The 20,635-nt window shown below is 43.6% G+C and carries 18 protein-coding genes, 1 other RNA gene and 1 pseudogene; 14 read left to right on the top strand and 6 right to left on the bottom strand.

What is annotated here, in order from left to right; translation table 11 throughout:
* The first annotated feature begins 50 nt into the window (after positions 1 to 50).
* The 3 genes from KAH81_02165 to mnmA are packed head-to-tail and all read left to right on the top strand — an operon-like array spanning position 51 to position 3,191.
* The gene (locus KAH81_02165; protein ID MCK5832451.1) at positions 51 to 1,715 is read left to right on the top strand and encodes a tetratricopeptide repeat protein; all 1,665 of its coding nucleotides are present in this window, start codon (positions 51 to 53) and stop codon (positions 1,713 to 1,715) included.
* A gap of 1 nt (position 1,716) precedes the next feature.
* On the top strand, positions 1,717 to 2,139 hold the full coding sequence (locus tag KAH81_02160) for an iron-sulfur cluster assembly scaffold protein (GenBank protein ID MCK5832450.1): 423 nt from the start codon (positions 1,717 to 1,719) through the stop codon (positions 2,137 to 2,139).
* Positions 2,136 to 3,191, top strand: a complete 1,056-nt coding sequence (gene mnmA / locus KAH81_02155) for a tRNA 2-thiouridine(34) synthase MnmA (GenBank protein ID MCK5832449.1) — start codon at positions 2,136 to 2,138, stop codon at positions 3,189 to 3,191. Before KAH81_02160 ends, mnmA begins: the two co-directional genes overlap by 4 nt.
* A 269-nt stretch (positions 3,192 to 3,460) precedes the next feature.
* Here the strand turns inward: mnmA and recJ are convergent, their stop codons facing one another.
* From recJ to KAH81_02140, 3 genes are all read right to left on the bottom strand, one after another.
* Positions 3,461 to 5,170: a single-stranded-DNA-specific exonuclease RecJ gene (gene recJ / locus KAH81_02150; protein MCK5832448.1), complete on the bottom strand. Its 1,710-nt coding sequence runs from the start codon at positions 5,168 to 5,170 to the stop codon at positions 3,461 to 3,463.
* 40 nt (positions 5,171 to 5,210) lie between these two features.
* Positions 5,211 to 5,568, bottom strand: an RNA gene (gene rnpB, locus KAH81_02145) — RNase P RNA component class A.
* A 204-nt stretch (positions 5,569 to 5,772) separates the two neighbouring features.
* The gene (locus KAH81_02140; GenBank protein ID MCK5832447.1) at positions 5,773 to 7,209 is read right to left on the bottom strand and encodes an aldehyde dehydrogenase family protein; all 1,437 of its coding nucleotides are present in this window, start codon (positions 7,207 to 7,209) and stop codon (positions 5,773 to 5,775) included.
* A 354-nt stretch (positions 7,210 to 7,563) separates the two neighbouring features.
* On the opposite strand from KAH81_02140, the gene KAH81_02135 reads away from it, so the two are divergent.
* The 4 genes and pseudogenes from KAH81_02135 (at position 7,564) to KAH81_02120 (ending at position 9,814) form a co-directional block, all read left to right on the top strand.
* Positions 7,564 to 8,763, top strand: a complete 1,200-nt coding sequence (locus KAH81_02135) for a pyridoxal phosphate-dependent aminotransferase (GenBank protein ID MCK5832446.1) — start codon at positions 7,564 to 7,566, stop codon at positions 8,761 to 8,763.
* Positions 8,760 to 9,257 (top strand): tRNA (N6-threonylcarbamoyladenosine(37)-N6)-methyltransferase TrmO, encoded by a 498-nt coding sequence (tsaA, locus tag KAH81_02130; protein ID MCK5832445.1) that lies wholly within the window; start codon positions 8,760 to 8,762, stop codon positions 9,255 to 9,257. Before KAH81_02135 ends, tsaA begins: the two co-directional genes overlap by 4 nt.
* 2 nt (positions 9,258 to 9,259) lie before the next feature.
* Positions 9,260 to 9,559 carry a zinc ribbon domain-containing protein gene (locus KAH81_02125; protein MCK5832444.1) on the top strand — a complete coding sequence of 100 codons (300 nt, stop codon included), beginning with the start codon at positions 9,260 to 9,262 and terminating at the stop codon, positions 9,557 to 9,559.
* Positions 9,559 to 9,814, top strand: a pseudogene (locus KAH81_02120) (TMEM165/GDT1 family protein). The gene KAH81_02125 and the pseudogene KAH81_02120 overlap by 1 nt, the downstream one beginning before the upstream one ends.
* 63 nt (positions 9,815 to 9,877) lie before the next feature.
* Here KAH81_02120 and cobO read toward each other — a convergent pair.
* The 3 genes from cobO to KAH81_02105 are packed head-to-tail and all read right to left on the bottom strand — an operon-like array spanning position 9,878 to position 11,845.
* Positions 9,878 to 10,387 carry a cob(I)yrinic acid a,c-diamide adenosyltransferase gene (gene cobO / locus KAH81_02115; GenBank protein MCK5832443.1) on the bottom strand — a complete coding sequence of 170 codons (510 nt, stop codon included), beginning with the start codon at positions 10,385 to 10,387 and terminating at the stop codon, positions 9,878 to 9,880.
* 34 nt (positions 10,388 to 10,421) lie between these two features.
* Complete coding sequence (gene meaB, locus KAH81_02110) at positions 10,422 to 11,381, bottom strand: methylmalonyl Co-A mutase-associated GTPase MeaB (GenBank protein MCK5832442.1); 960 nt, start codon at positions 11,379 to 11,381, stop codon at positions 10,422 to 10,424.
* Positions 11,378 to 11,845 carry a GyrI-like domain-containing protein gene (locus tag KAH81_02105; protein ID MCK5832441.1) on the bottom strand — a complete coding sequence of 156 codons (468 nt, stop codon included), beginning with the start codon at positions 11,843 to 11,845 and terminating at the stop codon, positions 11,378 to 11,380. The genes meaB and KAH81_02105 overlap by 4 nt, the downstream gene beginning before the upstream one ends.
* Before the next feature lie 251 nt (positions 11,846 to 12,096).
* Here KAH81_02105 and KAH81_02100 point away from each other — a divergent pair, with 251 nt between their 5' ends.
* From KAH81_02100 to KAH81_02070, 7 genes are read left to right on the top strand one after another with little or no spacing between them, the layout of a single operon-like run.
* Positions 12,097 to 12,933 (top strand): FAD binding domain-containing protein, encoded by an 837-nt coding sequence (locus KAH81_02100; GenBank protein ID MCK5832440.1) that lies wholly within the window; start codon positions 12,097 to 12,099, stop codon positions 12,931 to 12,933.
* Between the two features lie 3 nt (positions 12,934 to 12,936).
* A complete protein-coding gene (locus KAH81_02095) occupies positions 12,937 to 13,404 on the top strand; it encodes a (2Fe-2S)-binding protein (protein ID MCK5832439.1) in 468 nt (155 codons plus the stop codon).
* On the top strand, positions 13,397 to 15,721 hold the full coding sequence (locus tag KAH81_02090; protein MCK5832438.1) for a molybdopterin-dependent oxidoreductase: 2,325 nt from the start codon (positions 13,397 to 13,399) through the stop codon (positions 15,719 to 15,721). Before KAH81_02095 ends, KAH81_02090 begins: the two co-directional genes overlap by 8 nt.
* On the top strand, positions 15,718 to 17,061 hold the full coding sequence (locus KAH81_02085) for an amidohydrolase family protein (GenBank protein ID MCK5832437.1): 1,344 nt from the start codon (positions 15,718 to 15,720) through the stop codon (positions 17,059 to 17,061). The genes KAH81_02090 and KAH81_02085 overlap by 4 nt, the downstream gene beginning before the upstream one ends.
* Positions 17,061 to 18,359 carry an amidohydrolase family protein gene (locus KAH81_02080; GenBank protein MCK5832436.1) on the top strand — a complete coding sequence of 433 codons (1,299 nt, stop codon included), beginning with the start codon at positions 17,061 to 17,063 and terminating at the stop codon, positions 18,357 to 18,359. Before KAH81_02085 ends, KAH81_02080 begins: the two co-directional genes overlap by 1 nt.
* Positions 18,352 to 19,449 (top strand): 4Fe-4S binding protein, encoded by a 1,098-nt coding sequence (locus KAH81_02075; GenBank protein ID MCK5832435.1) that lies wholly within the window; start codon positions 18,352 to 18,354, stop codon positions 19,447 to 19,449. The genes KAH81_02080 and KAH81_02075 overlap by 8 nt, the downstream gene beginning before the upstream one ends.
* A complete protein-coding gene (locus KAH81_02070; protein ID MCK5832434.1) occupies positions 19,446 to 20,633 on the top strand; it encodes a YgeY family selenium metabolism-linked hydrolase in 1,188 nt (395 codons plus the stop codon). Before KAH81_02075 ends, KAH81_02070 begins: the two co-directional genes overlap by 4 nt.
* Positions 20,634 to 20,635: the final 2 nt, after the last annotated feature.

The following is a 20,635-nucleotide window of genomic DNA, read 5'->3' as shown; positions in this document are numbered from 1 at the left end:
ATGAAGTCATTCCTTGAAACTGGCTTCTATTTTGCTTAGTATGAATGGTTATGGTAATAAAATTTAAAAAGAAATTGATCATTTTTTGCTTTTTGGCCGCAATCATTTTTGCCCAAGGTAGTTCAATATCACCGGTTGCGGTTAGATACTTTATCGACGGTATGACCGCAGAGATTGATGGTGATTTTGATCGTGCGTTTGGAAGTTACCTCATTGCAGAGAATTACGCCAAAGATGAACCCACTATCTTATTAACTATAGCCGAGCTGTGCATGAATTTTGCAGAATCTGAGCAGGCTTTAGTATGGTTTGCAAAACTAGTAAAACTCGAACCGGAAAATGCTGCTTATCGTCGAGGTGCTGCTATAGCAGGGCTTAAAGCACGCCAAGTCATTTTTGCTTATGATAATCTTAAATGGTTGGTTGAGAATGACAAAGCTGATTTTGTCATGCGGCTTCAATATGCGACTACTCTATTGACTATTCATAAGAAAAAAGAAGCTCTTAAACAATTGGATAAAATATCCCAAGAATACCCCGACAATCCACAATCTTACGGTCTTAAGGGAAGTATTTATTTGTCTGATAGTAATGAAAAAGAGGCAGTTGGAGCCTTCAAGAAGGCTATTGAGATCGATTCCACGTATTCCCGAGCTTATATTGGGCTTGCGACAGCTTATGGAAAAATGGGCGAATTCGAGAAATCCATCGAATGCGAAGAGATATATTTGAGGAAAAATCCCCGAGATATAGACCTTCGTAGAACACTTATAAACAAGTATGTTGAACTCGCGAAGTTTGATAATGCCTATGAGATGGCTAAGAGCTATCTCGATTATTCGCCGGAAGATATGGATATTGTAAGACAGGCGGGTTTTTTAGCCTTCTCTAACGAGGATTATGAAGGTGCAATAAAATATTTTCAGGAATTTTTAAATGCGTCTCCAGATGATAACGATGCACGGGTCTATTTTGGAAGAGCATACTTTGAATTGGGGATGCCCCGTAAAAGCATAGAGCAATACAAGATTATCCTCGATAAGGAGACTAATCCTGGCCTATATATAGACTTAGCATTGGCCTATTCTCAGATCGATAGCGCACAAAAAGCGATAGAAATACTCGAAGAAGCCCAGATAAACTATCCAGATAACGTCGATTTAATTTTTTATAAAGGTGTCGTTTACTCGCGAGATAAGGATTATGGAAAAGCAATAAAGCTCTATAAAGATGTTGTTGAATTCGAGCCTCAAAACGCGCAGGCATTTTTCGGTATCGGGGACGCTTACGAGAGACTCGGGATACGGGATTCCGCTATTGCGACCTTTAAGGAGCTTATAGAGCTTATTCCGGGGGATCCACTCAGTGCAAATTATTTAGGATATCTCCTGATTGAAGAAGAGCAGGATTTTGAGATAGCGGATAGTCTTATATCTCTTGCTTTGAAGCAAGAACCCAATAATGCTTCTTTTATTGATAGCTATGGTTGGCTATTGTATAAAAAAGGACAGTATGACTTTGCGCTTGAAAAACTATTTCAGGCCGAGAGAATTTCAAAGATTGTGGATCCTGTTATTTTGGAGCATATCGGCGTTGTTTTGCATGAAACTGGCGAAGATGAAAAAGCTAGGGGGTATTTTAGACGCGCCCTTGAACTCGATCCCGATTTGACGATTTCACGAGAAAGACTCGAGGAAATCAATAATGAAGAATGATCTGTATTCAAAAAAGGTAATAGACCATTTTGCCAACCCCCACAATGTTGGCGAGATCCCAGATGCTTCTACTACGGGCAATGCCGGCAATCCACTTTGTGGTGATATGATGCGTTTTGATCTAAAAATCGAAGGCGATATAATCGTCGATATAAAATTCAAAACCTTTGGGTGCGCTGCGGCTATCGCTTCGTCGAGCGTTATCACCGATATGGCAAAAGGCAAGACCTTAGATGAGGCCTTTGCTATTATTCGAGGTGACGTAGTGGATGAACTAGGCGGCCTACCACCAATGAAGGTTCATTGTAGTATTATAGGCATTGATGCCCTTCGAAGAGCAATATGTAAATACTGGCAACGAAATGGCAATATTGAAGAGCATCCAGATTGTATCAAGCTGTTCGGGCGCAATTTCACCCAATGACTTCACTCAATTTCGACCCTTTGGACAGAGATTTAAAAGGACGGAAGGTTCTTGTTGCTCTGTCCGGTGGAATAGACTCATCGATTTCAGCATATCTCCTTAAAGAACGCGGAGCAGAGGTTATCGGTGTAACATTCGATTTTATAAGCGATAATCAATCTATTTCTGATGCAAAGGCTTCAGCGGAATTACTGGATATTCCTCATCTGGTAGTGGACATGCGCGGGCACTTTGAAGAATCTATTATACGGAACTTTATCGAGGTTTATTCGCACTGTTCGACTCCAAATCCATGTATCGAATGCAATGTTAAGATGAAATGGGGTGGTCTGGTTAAGATTGCTGAAGATTTAGGTATTAAACTATTAGCTACCGGCCATTTTGCGCGGGCATCAGATGGTTTTGTTTTTCGAGGTTTAGATGATAAAAAAGATCAATCTTACTTTCTTTATCGGGTTCCTAAGAAGTGGATTAGAAGGACTCTATTTCCACTTGGGGGATTCTTGAAAAGCGATGTTCAGATTTTGGCTCGGGGGATGGCCTTACCTTCCTCAGATAGACGCGAATCAAATGATGTATGCTTTTTTAAGAAGGGGAAATTAGTTGAGTTTCTTTCGATGTCGGGTATCGAGAACTATCCGGGAGAATTCGTTGATTTGACAGGGGAGAAGCTTGGGCAACATAATGGTTGGGTTGGTTTTACACCTGGACAGAGAAGAGGAATGGGAGTAGCGTCCTCGGAAGGTAGGCTTTATGTTGTCGATGTGGATTCAATTGATTCAAGAGTGATACTCGGTCCACGGTCCGCATTGATGTGTAAAGAAATAATAACCACCGGGACAATCTTCCACGATAAACTCGATATTGGTGAAGAAAAGAGGTATTTGATTCAGATACGCCATCTTGGGGAGACAATTTTTGGGAATGTTAGACGAACGGGAGAGGAAGCTTCAATAATCAACCTTGAAAAGGATTTATTCGCTCCTGCACGCGGACAGTCCGCTGTATTCTATAGCGGCGACAGAGTTGCCGGGGGCGGATATATCGCATAAACGGGATATATTTTTTAGCAGATTTTTTTGTTCCTACGACGGCGCTGTCACGATTTTTGCTATTCCGATTTTATGGCGCTGTCAGCATCATATAATTGTGCAAAAATCCTCGCCCTTTTTCCTCGCTGTAATAAAAATTGCAAGTTTTGGCAAGTTTTATTATAGCGTCCCAGCCCGCGCCAGTGCTCAATATTGGTTATTATTTGCAGAGCTTATTTTTGTATTGGCTTAAAGCTATTTGCTAGAAATGGTTTAATTTGTATTCATTTCTAGAGTTGCAAATCCCCGATAAATATATCTTTTATTCTGAGTTGGAGTTGAGGATATCCATAGTAATCGTTTGATTCGATAACGAAAGCTAAGTTTATTGGTTCAATAGCGTTATCGATTGCATATTTCATTTCACCGTAACCGAATGCTATAGCATCGATAGCTTTTTTCCCGGTTTTTACTCTAAAGCGAAGGTGGTTTTTTCCTACTGTTCGTGTTTGCTCGAATAGATCGGCGTTAGTAATTGAGAATATTGGCCGCATATTTTTTGGGCCGTATGGAGAGAAGAGTTTCAGCCAATCGAGCAGTTGCATATCGATTTCAGAAACGTCGATTTTGGCATCGATTTTCAGTTGTGGTTCTAGGTCATTATCGGTGAGTCTCTCTCTAGCTACACGTAGGAACTCTCTTCGAAAATCCTCGATTTTTTCTGGTTTTATACATAGACCGGCTGCATATTTGTGGCCACCGAATTTTTCAAGATATTCACTTGAGTCTTTAATAGCATCTAGGAGGTGGAAACTCGATATAGTTCTTGCGCTTCCTTGTCCCTCGCCCTCGGCAGTGGAGATAAGAACAGAAGGTCTGTGATATTTTTCTACGAGTCTGCTAGCTACGATACCTATCACTCCTACGTGCCAATCTGAAGAGTCAATTACAATAGCCTTTTCGTTTTCGAGATCGACGGTGTTTTCGACCAAATCCACAGCGCTTTCAAAAATCTGTTCATCTAGTTTTTTTCGTTTTTTATTTTCTTCTTCGAGAACGCGAGCCATTTGAGCGGCCTGCATTGTATCGTGTGTAGTAAGCAATTTAAAGGCGCTCGCAGCAGAGCCGATCCTTCCGACTGCATTAAGGCGTGGTGCAAGAACAAAAACAATGTTCCAGCTAAAAAGCTCTGTGCCCCATAGGCTTGTAACCTGAAGAAGGCTTTTCAAACCGGGTTTTTTGGTTGATTCGATTTGCCTAAGCCCAAACTTGGCGAGTATGCGATTTTCCCCTACAAGTGGAACTATATCTGCTATTGTGCCGAGGCCCACGAGATCGAGGTGTTCAAAGAGGGCGCTCTTGTCTTCGTGAAGCTCATCGAAAAGTGCTTCGGCGACTTTAAACGCCACACCGACTCCAGCTAATTCCCTTGAAGGAGAGTCTTCTGGGCCAAGTTTTGGATCGACAAGTGCAACAGCATCGGGAAGCACTTCTGCTGGTTCGTGGTGATCTGTAATAACGCAATCTACTCCCACAGAGGTAGCGTATGCTACCTCCTTTATTCCGGTAATGCCGCAATCGACAGAAACAAGAAGCGTAACGCCCTTCTCCACTGCGTTGTCAATGCCACCTTTGCTGAGGCCATAGCCCTCTTCGACTCTGTCGGGAAGATACCATTCGACATCGCCACCAAAGCGTGTGAGGACGAGATATAGAAGTGCGGTAGCAGTTATTCCATCTACATCATAATCTCCAAAAATAACTATTTTTTCTCGATTAGCTAAAGCAGAAATAATTCGTTTAACTGCCTTCTCCATGCCCGGAAGTTCCATTGGATCGAGAAGATTTTCTAATGTTGGATAAAAAAAGGTTTTCATCGCTTCAGCGGTGGAAACCTCTCTATTAACCAGAATTTGGCTAATTATTCGGGGAACTTCAAGCTCTTTCGCAAGCTCTCTTGCGAGTCTTGGATTGACCTGCTCAGATAGGGTCCATTTCATTATGGAACCCCTTTCATATTTATCATAGAAACTTATCGAGAATTGAACCGATTCTATAAGCCGGATTTTGTCCCCTGTAATGGGGGGCGTCCATCTATCTGTATGCCGAGTTACCTCGACACTTCTGCGGCCTACCCGAGGATCAAAGGGGGAAGCCACCCCTATCCTTCTATTTGGCCTTGCTCGACGCGGGGTTTACCACGGCAGTGTTTTTCAACAAGCCGAGTGGGGTCTTAATCCCACACTTTTCACCCTTACCCCGAATAATTGAGGCGGTATAGTTTCTGTGGCACTTTCCGTCCTAAAGCAAACTACTATAAGCCCGGGATTATCCCCGGCACGCTAGCTTCACGAGCCCGGACTTTCCTCCCACTTGGGGCGGACGCCCGAATCGATTCAAAATTTGGCCCTTTGGCCTAAATCCCTTTCGTAAAATTTCTATGTGTTTTTATTAACAATAAAAAATTTCAAAAATCCTTCTTATTATATTCAAAAATCTTCTCGATTTCCATAAAAGATATTTGTTTTTATAGAAATAAAGACAGCGCAAGTATTAAAGGTAGTCGAGAAGCTGTTATATATTCAGGTTTCTTAAGTCATTATCAGTTATTTTCGTTTTTGTGGACGACAAAGTTTTTCCAGTATGTCATATGTTCTATGGCGAATTCCGGGCCTTCACGGCCTATGCCAGAAAGCTTTGTGCCGCCGTAGGGCATAAGATCGGCTCTAAATGTTGGAATATCATTGATAATAATTCCGCCAACCTCGATATTTTCAAAGGCTTTTCGAGCCAAATCTATATCTTTTGTGAAGATTGCTGCATGAAGACCATATTTGGTATCGCTAATTTTGAATAAGCCTTCATCGGCGGAAGCTACGGAGTTCACGGCTATTATCGGGGCAAAGACCTCTTCGCGCGCGAGCTCACATTCGTCCGGGATTTCTGTGATTACAGTGGGCGAAAAAAGCGTCCCGCGTCTTTTGCCTCCGATTAGAATTTTAGCGCCGAGAGAGACTGCTTTTTTTAACCATAGATTTGCGCGTTCGGCAGCTTCCTCGGAGATCATTGGTCCAATTGCGGTTAGTTCTTCCTTCGGATCGCCAACTTTGAGAGACTTAGTTCCGATGAGAATAAGGTCGATAAGCTCGTCGAAAATATTAGAATCGGCATAAACTCGTTGTGTCGAGATACATATCTGGCCGGCATTGGCGAAACCACCGGAGATTATCCTGTCGGCGGAGCGCATGAGGTCGGCATCGTGGTGGACATAGACGGCCGCGTTCGAGCCAAGCTCGAACGCGGTGTGTTTTATTCCACATATTTTTGATAAATGTGCACCAACAACCGGGCTACCGGTGAATGTGACAACCTTTATTCGTTCGTCTTTAGCCATGGGTTCGCCCACATCGGGACCGAGGCCGTTTAATACAGAAACTGTTCCCTTCGGAAGCCCCGCATCGAGAAGCAGTTTGCCGAGTAAATAACCGGTGATAGGTGTTTGTTCGGCTGGCTTTAATATAAAGGGATTACCCACCGCGATAGCTGGGCCTATCTTGTGTGCTGCTAGGTTAAGCGGGAAGTTAAACGGTGTTATTGCAAGCACAGGTCCCGCAGGGAATCTTTGATAGAAACCCCATTTGTCAGCGCCATTTGAGGCAAGCGAAAAGGGTATGACTTTTCCTCCCATATGTTCTTGCGCTGCAACTGCGGAAAGCCTAAAGGTTTCGCGCGTGCGGGAAACCTCGCCTCGTGCATCTCGAATAGGTTTTCCGCATTCGGCAGTGATCATTTTAGCGAATTCCTCTGATCGTTCCTCGAGGAGGGAATCGATCTTGTTTAAAAGTGATACTCGAAACTTAATATGTGTTTTCGAGAATAGAGGAAAGGCACTATGTGCTTTACACAACGCTAATTCTATTTCATTTTTGCCGGCTATACATACCTCGCCAACCTTTTTACCATCGAATGGCGAGTAAACAGTCATCGCATTTTCGATATAAAGCTCTTCGTTACCAATAATAAGAGGGTATTTTTCCATGTTATCCTTTCAGTTTAAATTTAATTTACTTTCTTATGGAAGGAAATCAAGTAATAAGCGAAGGGAAGAATCCGGTCAGTAAAAGAGAGGTGTGAATGAGATGTAAAATGAATTAATCGAGACAATTTTTTGAATGTTCCGGTGTAAGTCATAAATCACTATTACACTGGCTGTAGGTTCAATTTGTATAAATAGAGAGTTAAATTTTTATAATAGCGGTTTCTTCTGCCAAAGGTAAAGTTATCAGAGCAGCAAATATTTCGCTCAATGAACCGAATGAATAGAAAATAATCCTTTGAATGAACAAACATCATAAATATAATGAATGCCTTACAAAATATTTATGGAGGAATTATGAAATACTCATTTCTAAGCTCGCAGATGAGCAATTCACCAACTCTTGCAATAGCCGCAAAAGCTAAAAGATTAGTTTCCGAAGGTCTTGATATAATAAGTTTTTCCGCAGGCCAACCTGATTTCAATACGCCAAATCCAGTTAGGTTGGCAGGAATTGAAGCAATTGAAAAGAATATTACCGGATATACAGCAAGTAGTGGCACACCAAAATTACGCGAAATCGTCGCTAAATGGATGGCTCATGAAGTGGGTGTCGAATATAAACCTAATCAGGTTTTAATATCGACTGGTGCAAAATTCGCTATCGCTGTTTCTATTCTCACCTCAGTCGATCCGGGAGAGGAGGTTATATTCGCCTCACCTTATTGGGTTAGTTATCCCGATATAGTTAAATTTGCGAGCGCAGTGCCAGTGATAGTAAAAACTAGTCGCGAAGAGGGTTTTAAGCTTACACCAGAGCTCCTCGAAGCTCATATTACCCCTAAAACTCGAATGGTGCTGCTAAATTCACCCAATAATCCGACTGGCACAGTCTATTCCAAATCTGAGCTTCGGGCGTTAGCTGAAGTTCTGCTTAAGCACCCCAATATATGGATATTAAGTGATGAAATATATAGTAGGCTTATTTTTGATAAAAAAGAACATTCCTCAATAGCTTTCTCATTTCCTGAAATGGCAGAACGGACTATTGTAGTAAATGGTGTTAGCAAGGCGTTTTCGATGACCGGCTGGCGAATTGGTTGGGCTGCAGCCCCGGCGGAATTGATTTCACGTGCTGGTAAAATACAAAGCCACACAACGAGTTGTCCCTCGAGTATAAGCCAATATGCCGCAGAGGTGGCTCTTCAAAGCGATGACTCATTCATGGTTGATTGGGTCGCACAGTATTCCAGTAGAAGAGACCTTTTTATTTCACTCCTAAAGGATGTTCCCGGCATCATTCCTTTTGTGCCTGATGGTGCATTCTATTTGTTCTGTGATATCAAAAATTGGATGGGAAAGGTTAAACCCAACGGCGATACCATTAAATCCTGTTTCGATGCTGCGGATTACCTTTTGGACGATGCGCTTATCGCTGCTGTGCCCGGCGGTTCGTTTGGCGCGGATTGTTATATGCGGTTTTCCTTTGCGTGTAGCGAGGATAACATTAGACGCGGAGTTCCGCGTATTGCTGAGTCTGTTGGTAAATTGAAATGAAAGTATTCGAAATAAAACCCATCGGAGTTGTCCATTCGCCTTTGAAATCTAAATCCGAGGCCCCAATACAGCCTAAATATTCCGAATTTCAGGGCAAAATAGAGGTTTTCCCGGAGTTTACGGAAGGTCTCAAAGACGTAAAGGGATTTTCACTCATCACAGTAATATTCGTTTTCGACCGCTCGGATGGTTTTGAACTCCTCACTTATCCTTATTTAGGTGACGAGAAAAGGGGAGTGTTTGCAACCAGGTCACCATATCGCCCCAATCGTCTGGGTATTTCGGTTTTACAAAACCTTGGAATCGAAGGCAGATTTATCGAGGTAAGCGGTCTGGATATTCTAGATAAAACCCCGATTATTGATATAAAACCTTATGTTCCGGGATTTATCGAGAAAGAAAATCTCACAGCTATTAGGAGCGGTTGGCTCGAAAACTGTGGAGAAAGAAAAGATGGTGTTAAGCGGCGAAGAGATAGCGAAAAAGAAAGGTAATTATGCCGACTTATGAATACAAATGCAAGGCTTGTGGTTATGTTTTCGAGGAATTTCAAAAGATCTCCGATAGCCCGCTTTGTGTTTGCCCTAAGTGTGGGGGTGAACTCAAAAGAGTAATTTACGGAGGTTCTGGAGTGATATTCAAAGGTTCGGGTTGGTATGTCACCGATTATGGCAAAGGCAAGTCTTCAGCAACAATTGGCTCCAAGCCCGAAAAAACAATAGAAACCGGAGAGACGAAACCGGAAGATAAAAATTCAAAAACCATTGAAGAGAAGGCGAAAACTGAAGGCAAATAATGTATTGGAAGACTTTTTTTGTAGCATTCGGGACTATTTTTCTTGCGGAATTAGGCGATAAAACGCAACTTGCAACGCTTCCTCTTCGCTAGTAAAACCAATAAGTCTTTTGTAGTTTTCTTTGCTTCTGGTTTGGCCTTGGTTTTATCCTCGGCATTTGCGGTGGTTCTTGGGTCAGCTTTGGGTAAAGTAATTCCTGCACAAATAATATCGAAGATAGCCGGCGGTGGATTCGTTGTTATTTCTGCTAAATAGAAAATTGCTTTGTTTCATCGAGACTAGATTCCCGCTTTTGAGGGAATGACAGTAAGATAATTCCTAAAACTCAATTCCTTCGCGCGCGGCTACACCTTTTATATAAGGGTGTTTTATCTCTCGCATTTCTGTGACTAAGTCCGACCTTTCGAGAATGGCCGGATTTGCATATCTCCCGGTGAGGATTATCTCCATATCTGATGGGACATCGTTCAGTAACTTAAGCAAATCATCGAGTTCGATAAGGCCGTAATCAATAGCGACATTTATCTCATCGAGGATTACAATATCGTGTTTAGTCTCGGTGATAGTTTTCTTTGCAAAATCGAAACCGGCTTTTGCAAGGCGAAGGTCTTCTGGTGAAGGTTCTCCCTTTTTAACGAAGGTTGGTAAACCGAACTGATGGATTGAGAAACCATCCAGTTTTTTAGATGCGGTGATCTCGCCGTATTCGATGTCACCTTTCATGAATTGAATCATGATCACTTTTTTACTATGGCCACAAGCCCTAAAGGCCAAACCGAGTGCTGCTGTGGTTTTACCCTTGCCATTGCCTGTATAAACCTGAATCATTGAAGCACCGAAAGCCCTTTCTTGATATCCTCGATTATTTTATAAGTCTGAATTTACGAATCGGGAATTTGCTGTCAACAAATGTATATGGATCGTTTTGACCCACGATAATATCTTCGGCAATCTGATCCAAATCGTTATCCAATAAGCCTTCATTCTCGATAAATATATCAATTCTCGAAATAATGGTTTCTTTGATTTTTTGCTGTATTTGCCGGATTCGATGTGCCTTGAAAAGGCCAGTTTTGAGTTTGAATTTCTTGTGAGATTCTATCGCCGAAACGAGATCGTCCACCCCTTCGCCGGTGGATGCTATAGTATTTATTATTGGGGGAATCCAGCTTGTATCGGTGCGCTCTTTCAAGTCGAGAATGGTGCTTAGTTCCATTGCGAAATACTCAGCGCCTTCCCTATCCGATTTATTGACCGCAAAAATATCAGCGATCTCGATAATACCGCTTTTCATGGCCTGTATCGAGTCGCCGGATTCTGGGGTCAGGACGACTACAACCGTGTCGGAAGCATCGATAATATCCAATTCTACCTGACCAACACCGACCGTTTCGAGAAGTATAAATTCTTTTCCGAAGGCCTCAAGCGCCACAAGGACATCCTTTGTGGCCTCGGATAAACCTCCCATCGAACCGCGAGAAGCCATGCTACGAATATAGATATTCTCTTTTGTCGCTAGATCCCGCATTCGAACTCTATCACCAAGAATCGCTCCACCGGTGAAAGAACTGCTTGGGTCGATTGCCACTATGCCGATGGGGTAATCGGAATACTTCGATGTAAGGGCTATTCTATCGAGAAGCGAGCTTTTGCCTGCTCCGGGAGGGCCAGTAATGCCCACTCGGTATGAGTTTTGGTTGGGCTTATGGTAAAGTTCGGCCATCAGTTTCTCATAGCCCTCGGTTCTGTTCTCGATTATCGAGACAATTTTTGCGAGCGCGCGCGAAGAGCCATCATTGAACTTAGCAAGCAGAGATTTCATTGGCCTACTTCTTTGTCGATAGGTATCTGTAATTCAGTTACAAAGCCCTCGGTATCGATTGTGTTTCGTGGGCAGCGAAGATGTATTTTACGCAGATTTCCCGAAATATGGTAGCCATTTTCTTCGATCCAATTTAAAAGACGAGTGTATGGTTTTTCGAGGCAGGAAAAATCGCCTCTGTGTAGAATAGATGCTACCTTACCCCCGTGGAGAATACGTTTCTCAAACGGTGGTTCGATTTTAATTTCGCCATGAACTTCCAAAAGAAGATAGTAATCGTGATCTTCAGGATCCCATTCTCGTTCGGAGAGATACTCGACTATACCCCATTCTTTACTTAGATGTCCAAGTTTCGTAAGCTCTGTAGCAAAATCGAACCAAGGCACATCGGGATAGGCTTTCGAATTATATCTTCTCGCTACCGTCGTTCGGTCTTTTTCTTTAAATATCTTAATTTCAAACATTAAACCTCCTAAAAGCAATAAATTATATAATCATTATACTGTCCTTTTTGAAGTGGTTTTTGAAATATGTTTTAGATTGTAGTATAAGCTATTTAACGGTGAATAATAGTCGGAAATGCCGCCAATTAATTGTGTGAGCGCAAGCCTGAGTAGTAGAAGAATATTTGATATTTGTTAGCTTTAAATGAATTCAATTAAATATTATACTAAACAATTTACCTTGACTTAGAATTTTCAAAGAATTATTTTTCATGATTAAATGGATAATCACAAGTGGAGCTGAATGCATGGATATTAATGAAATGAAATGGGAATTTCCCTCGTCGCAAAAGGAAGTTCTTGCCGCGTTTAAAGGTGGCTCGACCCTTTGTGCCGGTGGAACATGGCTTTTGAAAAGGGATCTATCTAAAATAGAAAAAATGGTTGATCTAAATGGAGCGCTAGAGGAGAAAATTACAATAGATGATGGAATAGTAAAAATCGGCGCTATGGCGAGATTCAGCCAAGTCATCGAGTATCTCGGTAGGGACTCGCTTATAGTGAAGTCGTTAACGAGTTCGGCCTCCACTCCTCTTAGGAATCATATAACGATAGGAGGGAGCATAGCTGCTTTCCCGATGTGGTCGAATGTTATCGGGCCGCTGGTGGCACACGAAGCGGAAGTCGTTATCTTCGATGGTGAACCCAGGGCTATTCCAATAGAGCAGTATCTCGCGGATAACGAACGCACGCAGAGACTTATTTTAGGAGTAAAATTCCTCGAAAAGGGCTGGAAATCTTATTTCTACTCCGCCAAACGAACGAATTTCGATTATTCGTCGTTTAATATTTCGATTCTCGCCGACATTAAGGGCGATGAAATCGGTGACTGCCGAATAATTGTGGTTGGTTGTAAAAATAAATTCAAGAGGCTAACCGAAATAGAGAAAATTCTGAGAGATAAGCCCATAAGCAAAATCAATCTCATCGGTATAGGAAAAAAAACAGATATTAAGTTCGGGAAAAAGCCCCTCGGAACTCCCGAATACCTTCGAAAGCTCTTCGAGATAGAACTCGAACGCGGGCTTGCCAAAATTTTAAAAGGATAGAATATGAGAGGTTCATTCGATATAAACGGCTCGGTGTGTGAAATAGAATTTGCTTCGCAAGCAACACTACTAAGAGTTCTGCGGGATAACGGTTTTGTAGAGGTTAAGGAGGGGTGTAAAGAGGGAGATTGTGGTGCGTGTCTGGTTCTACTCGATGACAAGCCGGTTAATTCGTGTCAGTGTTTCGCTGCGCAGACCATGGGGCGTAAAATATTGACTGTAAAAGGAATAGGGGATATCCATAATCCACACCCCATTCAAGTAGCCTTTGTAGATGCCGGCGCGGTTCAATGCGGTTTCTGCACACCCGGAATGGTGCTTTCGACTCACGCTCTTCTCACAAAGAATCCCAATCCATCGGATGAGGAAATAAAAACAGCCCTCGATGGCAATCTATGCCGCTGCACCGGTTATTCAAAGATAATCGATGCTGTTAAACTTGCCGCGAAAAGGATGAACGAAAATGAATGATTTTAATAGCATCGGTAAATCGGTTAAAAAGATTGACTCTCTTGCTCTCGCAACGGGTAATGAGCGTTTTGTGGATGATTTTCCTCTTACAAATCCGCTTTTTATAGCCTTTAAATACTCACCCCACGCTTTTGCAAGGATAATAAAAATAGACTCGAGCAATGCAAGCAAGATTGCCGGAGTGGCTGAAATCATGCATTACGGTAACGCCAAGGGCAAGTTGCACACCACAGCAGGACAGGGTTACCCCGAGCCCTCACCATATGATACCTATATTTTCGAAGATATAGTCCGTTTTGTGGGTGACAGGGTAGCGGCTGTTGCAGCCGATTCGCCGGAAATAGCGACGAGAGCAGTTAATGCCATCGAGGTTGAATACGAAAAGATGGACCCACTTTTTGACTACGAAAAGGCGATGGACGACGATGCCCCAAGGCTTCATTTTGGTGAGGAATATATGCCTATCCCGACTGCCTTTATTCCCGAAAAAAATATCGCCGCCAAGGCTGAGATTAAATTTGGGGATATGCAAAAAGGTTTCGAGTCAGCTGAATTCATTGTCGATGGAACTTTTCGAACGCAGTATGCGAGCCACTGTGCTATAGAACCGCATTCAGCCTTAGCCTATATTGATGAGCGCGGCAGATTAGTGATCATTACAGCAACACAGGTTCCATTTCATGCTAGGCGTATAGTATCACATACACTAGGTATTCCAATTGGCGCTATAAGAGTTATAAAACCTCGAATAGGTGGTGGTTTTGGAGGCAAGCAGGAGGTGTTTTTAGAGCAAGTGGTTGCCTTTACAACATGGAAGACGCACCGACCATCAAAGGCTATTTTTAATCGTTCAGAAGTATTTATTTCTTCGCGCACAAGGCACCCCATGCGTGTGACGATACGCGCTGGCGTTAAGAATTCCGGCAAGATAACCGCGCTCGAAATGAAGGCACTTATGAACACTGGCGCATATGGTAGTCACGCTTTGACTGTCCTTTCGAACGCCGGTTCTAAGGTGCTTCCCTTGTTCAACAAAATTAAGAATATTCATTTCGAAGGGACTTCGGTTTATTCTAATTTACCGATTGGGGGGGCCTATCGCGGTTATGGCGCAACACAGGGCTATTTCGCATATTGCCAGATTATCGATATGATCACAAGGGGAATTAATCAGGACATACTTGAGTATTGCAAGAATAGGACTATTAAAATAGGTGAAACCTCACCCGTTTTTGCGGCCCTCGGAGAGGGAAAAGAGGGAGTCGGGCAATATATTAACTCCTGTAGCCTCACAGAATGTATAGATAGAGGGGCAAAGGCCATCGACTGGTATAAAATACGGGATAAGCGTATTCGAGTCGGAGACAAGGTTAAGGGTGTAGGGCTTTCTGTCTCGATGCAAGGTTCCGGTATTCCGCGTGTAGATATGGCAAGTGCGCATATGAAAATGAACGAGGATGGTTCGTTCAATCTTCATATGGGCGCGACCGATTTAGGCACCGGTTCGGACACCGTCCTAGCCCAAATTGCAGCCGAGGTGCTTTCCATTTCTGTAGAAAAATTAATTGTTCGTTCTTCAGATACCGATCTCACTCCTTTCGATGTAGGCGCTTATGCCTCTTCCACCACATATGTTTCTGGTAATGCAGTTAGGCTGTGTGCTGAAAAGGTGCGTGATCAGATACTTCAGGTTGCGGGGGAGATACTGAAATGTTCAGCGGTTGAACTTTACCTCCATCATGACCGGGTTCGCCGTTTTGGTGGGGATGAGTTTGTCACTTATAGTGATATATGCACTCGCGCGTTTTACGAGACAAACCAATTTCAGATTCAAGCATCGGCCTCTTATTTTGGCACAGAATCACCTCCACCTTTTATTGCTCAATTCGCCGAAGTCGAAGTTGATATTAAAACTGGTAAGGTTGATGTAATAAAATTCGTGTCGGCAATCGATTGCGGTCAACCAATTAATCCTAAACTGGCCGAAGGCCAGGTCGAGGGCGCAACGCTCAACGGGATAAGCTATGCCCTTTGCGAAGAGTATATATTCAACTCCTCTGGTAAGATGACAAATCCGAGTTTCTGGGATTATAAGATATATAACACCCGTGATCTTCCGGAAATGGTAACCATAATTGCCGATTCTTACGAGAAAACGGGTCCCTTCGGGGCAAAATCCGCAGGTGAGATTGCGATTAATGGCCCAGGACCGGCTATAGCAAACGCTATCTTCGATGCTATTGGTGTTCGCATGCTAGAAATGCCTTTTACTCAAGAGCGTGTCTATCGTAGGATGGTTGAGGAGGGCGTGATTTGATAATTCGCGGAGGAATGCTGGCTTTACCGGATTATGATGAACCGGTGCGTGCGGATATTCGTATCGTGGATGGAATTGTTGTGGAGATAGGGAAGTTCATCGATGGTGATGTCATTGTTGATGCCGACGGGTTACTTGTTCTTCCCGGGGGGATTGATCCGCATGTCCATTTCAACGACCCGGGTTTCACCGAACGTGAGGATTTTTTCACTGCTACCTGCTTTTCTGCATCTGGAGGTATAACAACAGTAATAGATATGCCCTGCACATCTATTCCACCGGTCACCTCAGTTGCAAACCTCACGAAGAAACTTGACGTGATAAGCCCCAAAGCTATAATCGATTACGGCCTCTTCGGCGGTGTATCCATGCAGTCTTTCGACGAGGATTTCCCCCTGAATATGAGGAAGCTCGCGCGTTATGTTCTTGGGTTCAAGACCTATTTTATCTCAGGGATGGAATCTTTTGGACGACTGGATCATTTTAGATTCGAGTGTGTGCTCGAAGAGGCTAAAGTGTTGGGTATCCCGGTTTTGCTCCATGCGGAGGATTTCGATTATATAGAATCGGCAACTAAGCAGATAAGCAAGCTCGATGATGGCCCAGAGGCCTTTTACTTTTCCAGGCCAGAAATTGCCGAGGAAATCGCGGTTTCCAGTGCTGTGGCTATAGCACATTATGTTGGTGCTCAATTACATATAGTTCACCTTAGTGCGGGTTCATGTGCTTCTATGGTCGGTGAGGGTGATATTAGCGGCGAGACTGCACCTCATTATCTGGCCTTCGAACTCGATGATTTCTCACTCCTTGGTTCGGCTCTAAAAGTAACACCGCCAGTTAAATCCGAGGGGAATATAGCTGCTCTTTGGCAAGCTCTAGCAGAAGGGAAGATTTCTTTTGTGGCATCCGACCATGCCCCGTGTCCCACATCCGAAAAGAAAACCGGCTCAATATGGACCGACTACTCAGGCATACCGGGAAGCGGCACTATGTTACCTTTTATGGTCTCTGAGGGATATTTAGCAGGAAAAATCAGATTAAGCAGACTCGTCGAGGTAACTTCCACAGCGGCGGCTCGGCGCTACGGTATATCTGACCGGAAAGGTTCCATCGAGGTTGGAAAGGATGCCGATTTTGCGCTTTTTGACTTGGGTTCCAGTTGGAAAGTAAGGGGTGAAAATTTCTTATCTAAGGGCAAGGTTACACCATTCGAAGGAAAAGAGTTTAAAGGGAAACTTGTAAAAACGATGCTTCGCGGAAAGATTATTTTTGACTGTGATTCGGGTATTGAGGTGCAGAGGGGTTTCGGGCGATATTTAATGAGGTCGTGCGGAACATGATGCAACAAAGGAAAAAATATGCGCTTATTAATGGTGTTGTTACAGATTGCGAAGGCATATTCGTGGAAAATGGTGGTATGCTTATCGAAAGCGGAAAAATAGCGCGTATTGGCTTTTCGGACGAAATCTCCGCCCTTGCCGACTATTCCATAGATGTGGGTGGAAGGCTTATAATCCCAGGGTTGGCAAATGCTCATACTCATCTTTATTCAGCGTTGGCGACCGCTCTTGTCCCTCGCGGCGAAACCTCGACATTTGCTGGAATTCTGAATAATCTCTGGTGGCGACTCGATTCTATCCTCGATGAAGAAGCTATCGCTGTTTCGGCGAGAATCGGGATTATCGATTCGATTAAACATGGTGTAACCACGATTTTCGACCACCATGCTTCGATGGGTTTCGTACGCGGAAGCCTAGAAACTATCGAGAGTGTTTTCGAGGAATTTGGTATTCGTGGAGTCCTTTGCTTCGAGACCTCTGAGCGTGATGGCACAATCGATATTTCAGACCATATTGCCGAAAACATAGATTTTTTCGAAAAACACAGAGATTCAGATAATATTAAAGGGATGTTTGGGCTTCATGCTAACTTCACACTCTGTGATAAGTCTCTCGCTCGAATTGCTGGTTGCAAACCTTCTGATATGCCTATTCACATACACTGCGGCGAAGCTAAAGACGATTTTAAATATTGCCGTTCACTGGGTTACGATGGTCCCGTGCAAAGAATAGCCAAATTTGGTCTTTTAGATAACCGCTCAATTTTAGCTCATTGTGTCCATTTATCTGAGGAGGATTATCAGATTATCAATGATACAAAACCCTTAATAGTGACAAACCCGGAATCTAATTGGAATAACCGGGTTGGTGCGATGAACCGAGAGCGCATACCCGATTATTTATTCGGTACCGATGGCATGTCTGGCGATATTATCTCACAGGCGCGCTTCCAATTTCTTCATGGAAGTAATGAGGAGTCGGTATTTGATGAGCTTGGTTACGCAATTTTTAAAAATCGAAGATTACTGGTTCAGAAATTCTTCCCGAATTGTGGCGGTCTAACTATCGGTTCGCCGGCGGATATTGCAGTGCTCGATTATAGACCGGTAACACCGATAAATAGCGACAATGTCGTTGCTCATCTGATTTTCGGCGCGAAAAATGCAAGGGCTTATTGGACTATAGCAAACGGAAGAATAATTCTAAAAGAGGGTGAATTGACAGGTATCGATGAGTTTGAGATAGTTGTTTCCGCCCGGAAAGTTGCTAAAAAATTACACGAGAGGTTTTATGGCTGATTTATCGACGAGAATATGTGGGATAGAGTTTAAGAATCCGGTTATGCCGGCGGCAGGGCCGAATGTTCGAACTGCGACGCAAATGCTCGCGGCAGCGGAAAGCGGTGTCGGTGCCATAGTTACAAAAACGATTTCAGTAAAACCCGCTGAAGATCCAAGACCTACAATACACAATACCGAATGTCGGGGTTTGGTTAATTGCGAAACCTGGTCAGAGATACCCGCCGAGGATTTTATATTTGATTGCCAGAAAATCAGATCGTTGGGTGTGCCCATAATTGCTTCCATTGGATACAGAGCCGATGAGGTTGAATTGTTGGGTCCAATGCTCGAACGCGAGCTTTCACCCGATGCTATCGAGTTTTCTACACATTATGTCGGGAGTTCTGTCGATCCGATTGTGGAGATTGCTTCGAGGCTTAAAGCGGCCGTATCTTTACCGATATTCATGAAAGTATCTCCGAATTTTCCAGAGATAGAACGACTTGCCGAAGCTGTATCTCCTCATGTCGATGGTTTTGTCGCGGTTAATTCCTTTGGGCCAACACTGGATTTCGATATAGAAAAACGGGTGCCTTTTCTTGGTTCTCAAACTGGCTATGGTTGGATGTCCGGCCCGCCTATAACCCCTATTGCACTTCGCATAGTCAATACACTTACTCAGGTTCAGGATAAACCGGTCATCGGTGTTGGGGGTGTGAGTTCGGGCGAGGATGCTGTTAAATTTTTAATGGCCGGAGCTTCGGCGGTGCAGGTATGTTCTGCGGCTATTCGCGAGGGGCACAGTATATATGGTAAAATCGTGGGCGAGATAGACAGTTGGCTCGATGCACACGATTTCACTTCTGTAAACGAGATTATCGGCCTTTACGATAATGAAATAAAATCTGCTGCACGGCTATCACGTGATGTCCGAATGAGTGTTGATCCCGAGAAATGTGAGGCATGTGGCGCTTGTGTAAAAAGATGCGTGCAGGGCGCGCTTGCGGTCATCGACCGAAAATGCTGTGTCGATCTAACAAAATGTATCGGATGCGGTTTTTGTGCGAGTTTCTGTAAATTTTCGGCTTTAGAACTGAAGGAAAGATGAGAAAGAATTATGTTGCCGAAGCTAGTCGGCTGGCGGATTTCACTGCTGAAACGCTTTCAAGAATAGTAAAAATAAAATCCTTAAGTTGCGGAGAAGAACATGTTATTCGCGAACTTAAAGACATACTCGAGGCCTCGGGTGTGTGCAATTGTAAAATTGACGGCTTGGGTAATCTAGTAGCTTGTATGGGACACGGCCCACGAATTATTGCCATCGATGCACATATCGATACTGTCGATACGGGGAATTTATGCCAATGGAACTGGGACCCCTTTTCGGGGGAGATAACAGATTCTCAGGTGCGTGGCCGAGGAACTACGGATCAAAAAGGCGGGGCTGCATCTATGGTAACAGCCGCGCGTATGCTGGCCGAGGTCGAGGACGAATTGCCGTTCAAGATGGTATTTACTTTCACTGTTATGGAGGAGGATTGCGACGGTTTGTGTTGGGATTATATGATAGAGAAAGAGGGGCTAATTCCAGATTTCGCGGTTATTACGGAACCCACAAATTTAGCCCTATATAGAGGGCATCGTGGGCGAATGGAGATGGAAATACTGATAAAAGGTATCTCTGCACACGGCTCAGCGCCGGAACGCGGTGTGAATGCAGCTTATATCGCATCTAAAATTGCTCTTGATATCGAGAAACTCAATGAAAGGCTTGCTACGGATAATTTCCTCGGTAAAGGAACTGTTGCTGTTACTCAAATCCGATCGGAGTCTCCATCGCTATGTGCTGTGCCGGATATTTGCAGAATGCACCTCGACCGTCGAATTACCTGGGGTGAAACGAAAAAGTCAGCGTTGAGTGAAGTGAGCGAGTTGTTGCCGAAGGAGGCTTCAGTCGAAGTCCCATTGTATAATAAAAAGAGTTACACGGGTGTCTCACATCCAATTTTGGCATATTTCCCTTCTTGGAAAACACCAATCGACCACCCACTTACTAAAGGCGGAATCTCGGCGGCTTCGGTGGTTCTTGGCCATTTACCCATAGTGGATAAATGGGTATTTTCTACAAATGGTGTATCCATAGCCGGGAGGCATGGAATTCCGACTATTGGATTCGGGCCGGGCAACGAAACAGCTGCTCACGCACCGAATGAGACCACATCTCGGGAACATCTTAACATTGCGGCTGCCTTTTACGCCGAACTGCCATTTCATCTTACGAAGGAGCTTTAACA

It is taken from the genome of bacterium, from assembly GCA_023145965.1.
Classification (GTDB): domain Bacteria; phylum UBP14; class UBA6098; order UBA6098; family UBA6098; genus UBA6098.
The sequence above is the reverse complement of the archived record's forward strand: the minus strand, read 5'-3'. Positions and strand labels throughout refer to the sequence as shown.

Bases quoted from the DNA above. Each gene is read 5' to 3' on its own strand.
- tsaA (MCK5832445.1), top strand. From the start codon at position 8,760: ATGAAAGTATTCGAAATAAAACCCATCGGAGTTGTCCATTCGCCTTTG.
- KAH81_02135 (MCK5832446.1), top strand. From the start codon at position 7,564: ATGAAATACTCATTTCTAAGCTCGCAGATGAGCAATTCACCAACTCTT.
- meaB (MCK5832442.1), bottom strand. From the start codon at position 11,381: ATGAAATCTCTGCTTGCTAAGTTCAATGATGGCTCTTCGCGCGCGCTC.
- KAH81_02165 (MCK5832451.1), top strand. From the start codon at position 51: ATGGTAATAAAATTTAAAAAGAAATTGATCATTTTTTGCTTTTTGGCC.
- KAH81_02125 (MCK5832444.1), top strand. From the start codon at position 9,260: ATGCCGACTTATGAATACAAATGCAAGGCTTGTGGTTATGTTTTCGAG.
- KAH81_02070 (MCK5832434.1), top strand. From the start codon at position 19,446: ATGAGAAAGAATTATGTTGCCGAAGCTAGTCGGCTGGCGGATTTCACT.
- KAH81_02095 (MCK5832439.1), top strand. From the start codon at position 12,937: ATGAGAGGTTCATTCGATATAAACGGCTCGGTGTGTGAAATAGAATTT.
- recJ (MCK5832448.1), bottom strand. From the start codon at position 5,170: ATGAAATGGACCCTATCTGAGCAGGTCAATCCAAGACTCGCAAGAGAG.
- KAH81_02100 (MCK5832440.1), top strand. From the start codon at position 12,097: ATGATTAAATGGATAATCACAAGTGGAGCTGAATGCATGGATATTAAT.
- mnmA (MCK5832449.1), top strand. From the start codon at position 2,136: ATGACTTCACTCAATTTCGACCCTTTGGACAGAGATTTAAAAGGACGG.
- KAH81_02090 (MCK5832438.1), top strand. From the start codon at position 13,397: ATGAATGATTTTAATAGCATCGGTAAATCGGTTAAAAAGATTGACTCT.
- KAH81_02140 (MCK5832447.1), bottom strand. From the start codon at position 7,209: ATGGAAAAATACCCTCTTATTATTGGTAACGAAGAGCTTTATATCGAA.
- KAH81_02105 (MCK5832441.1), bottom strand. From the start codon at position 11,845: ATGTTTGAAATTAAGATATTTAAAGAAAAAGACCGAACGACGGTAGCG.
- KAH81_02080 (MCK5832436.1), top strand. From the start codon at position 17,061: ATGCAACAAAGGAAAAAATATGCGCTTATTAATGGTGTTGTTACAGAT.
- KAH81_02075 (MCK5832435.1), top strand. From the start codon at position 18,352: ATGGCTGATTTATCGACGAGAATATGTGGGATAGAGTTTAAGAATCCG.
- cobO (MCK5832443.1), bottom strand. From the start codon at position 10,387: ATGATTCAGGTTTATACAGGCAATGGCAAGGGTAAAACCACAGCAGCA.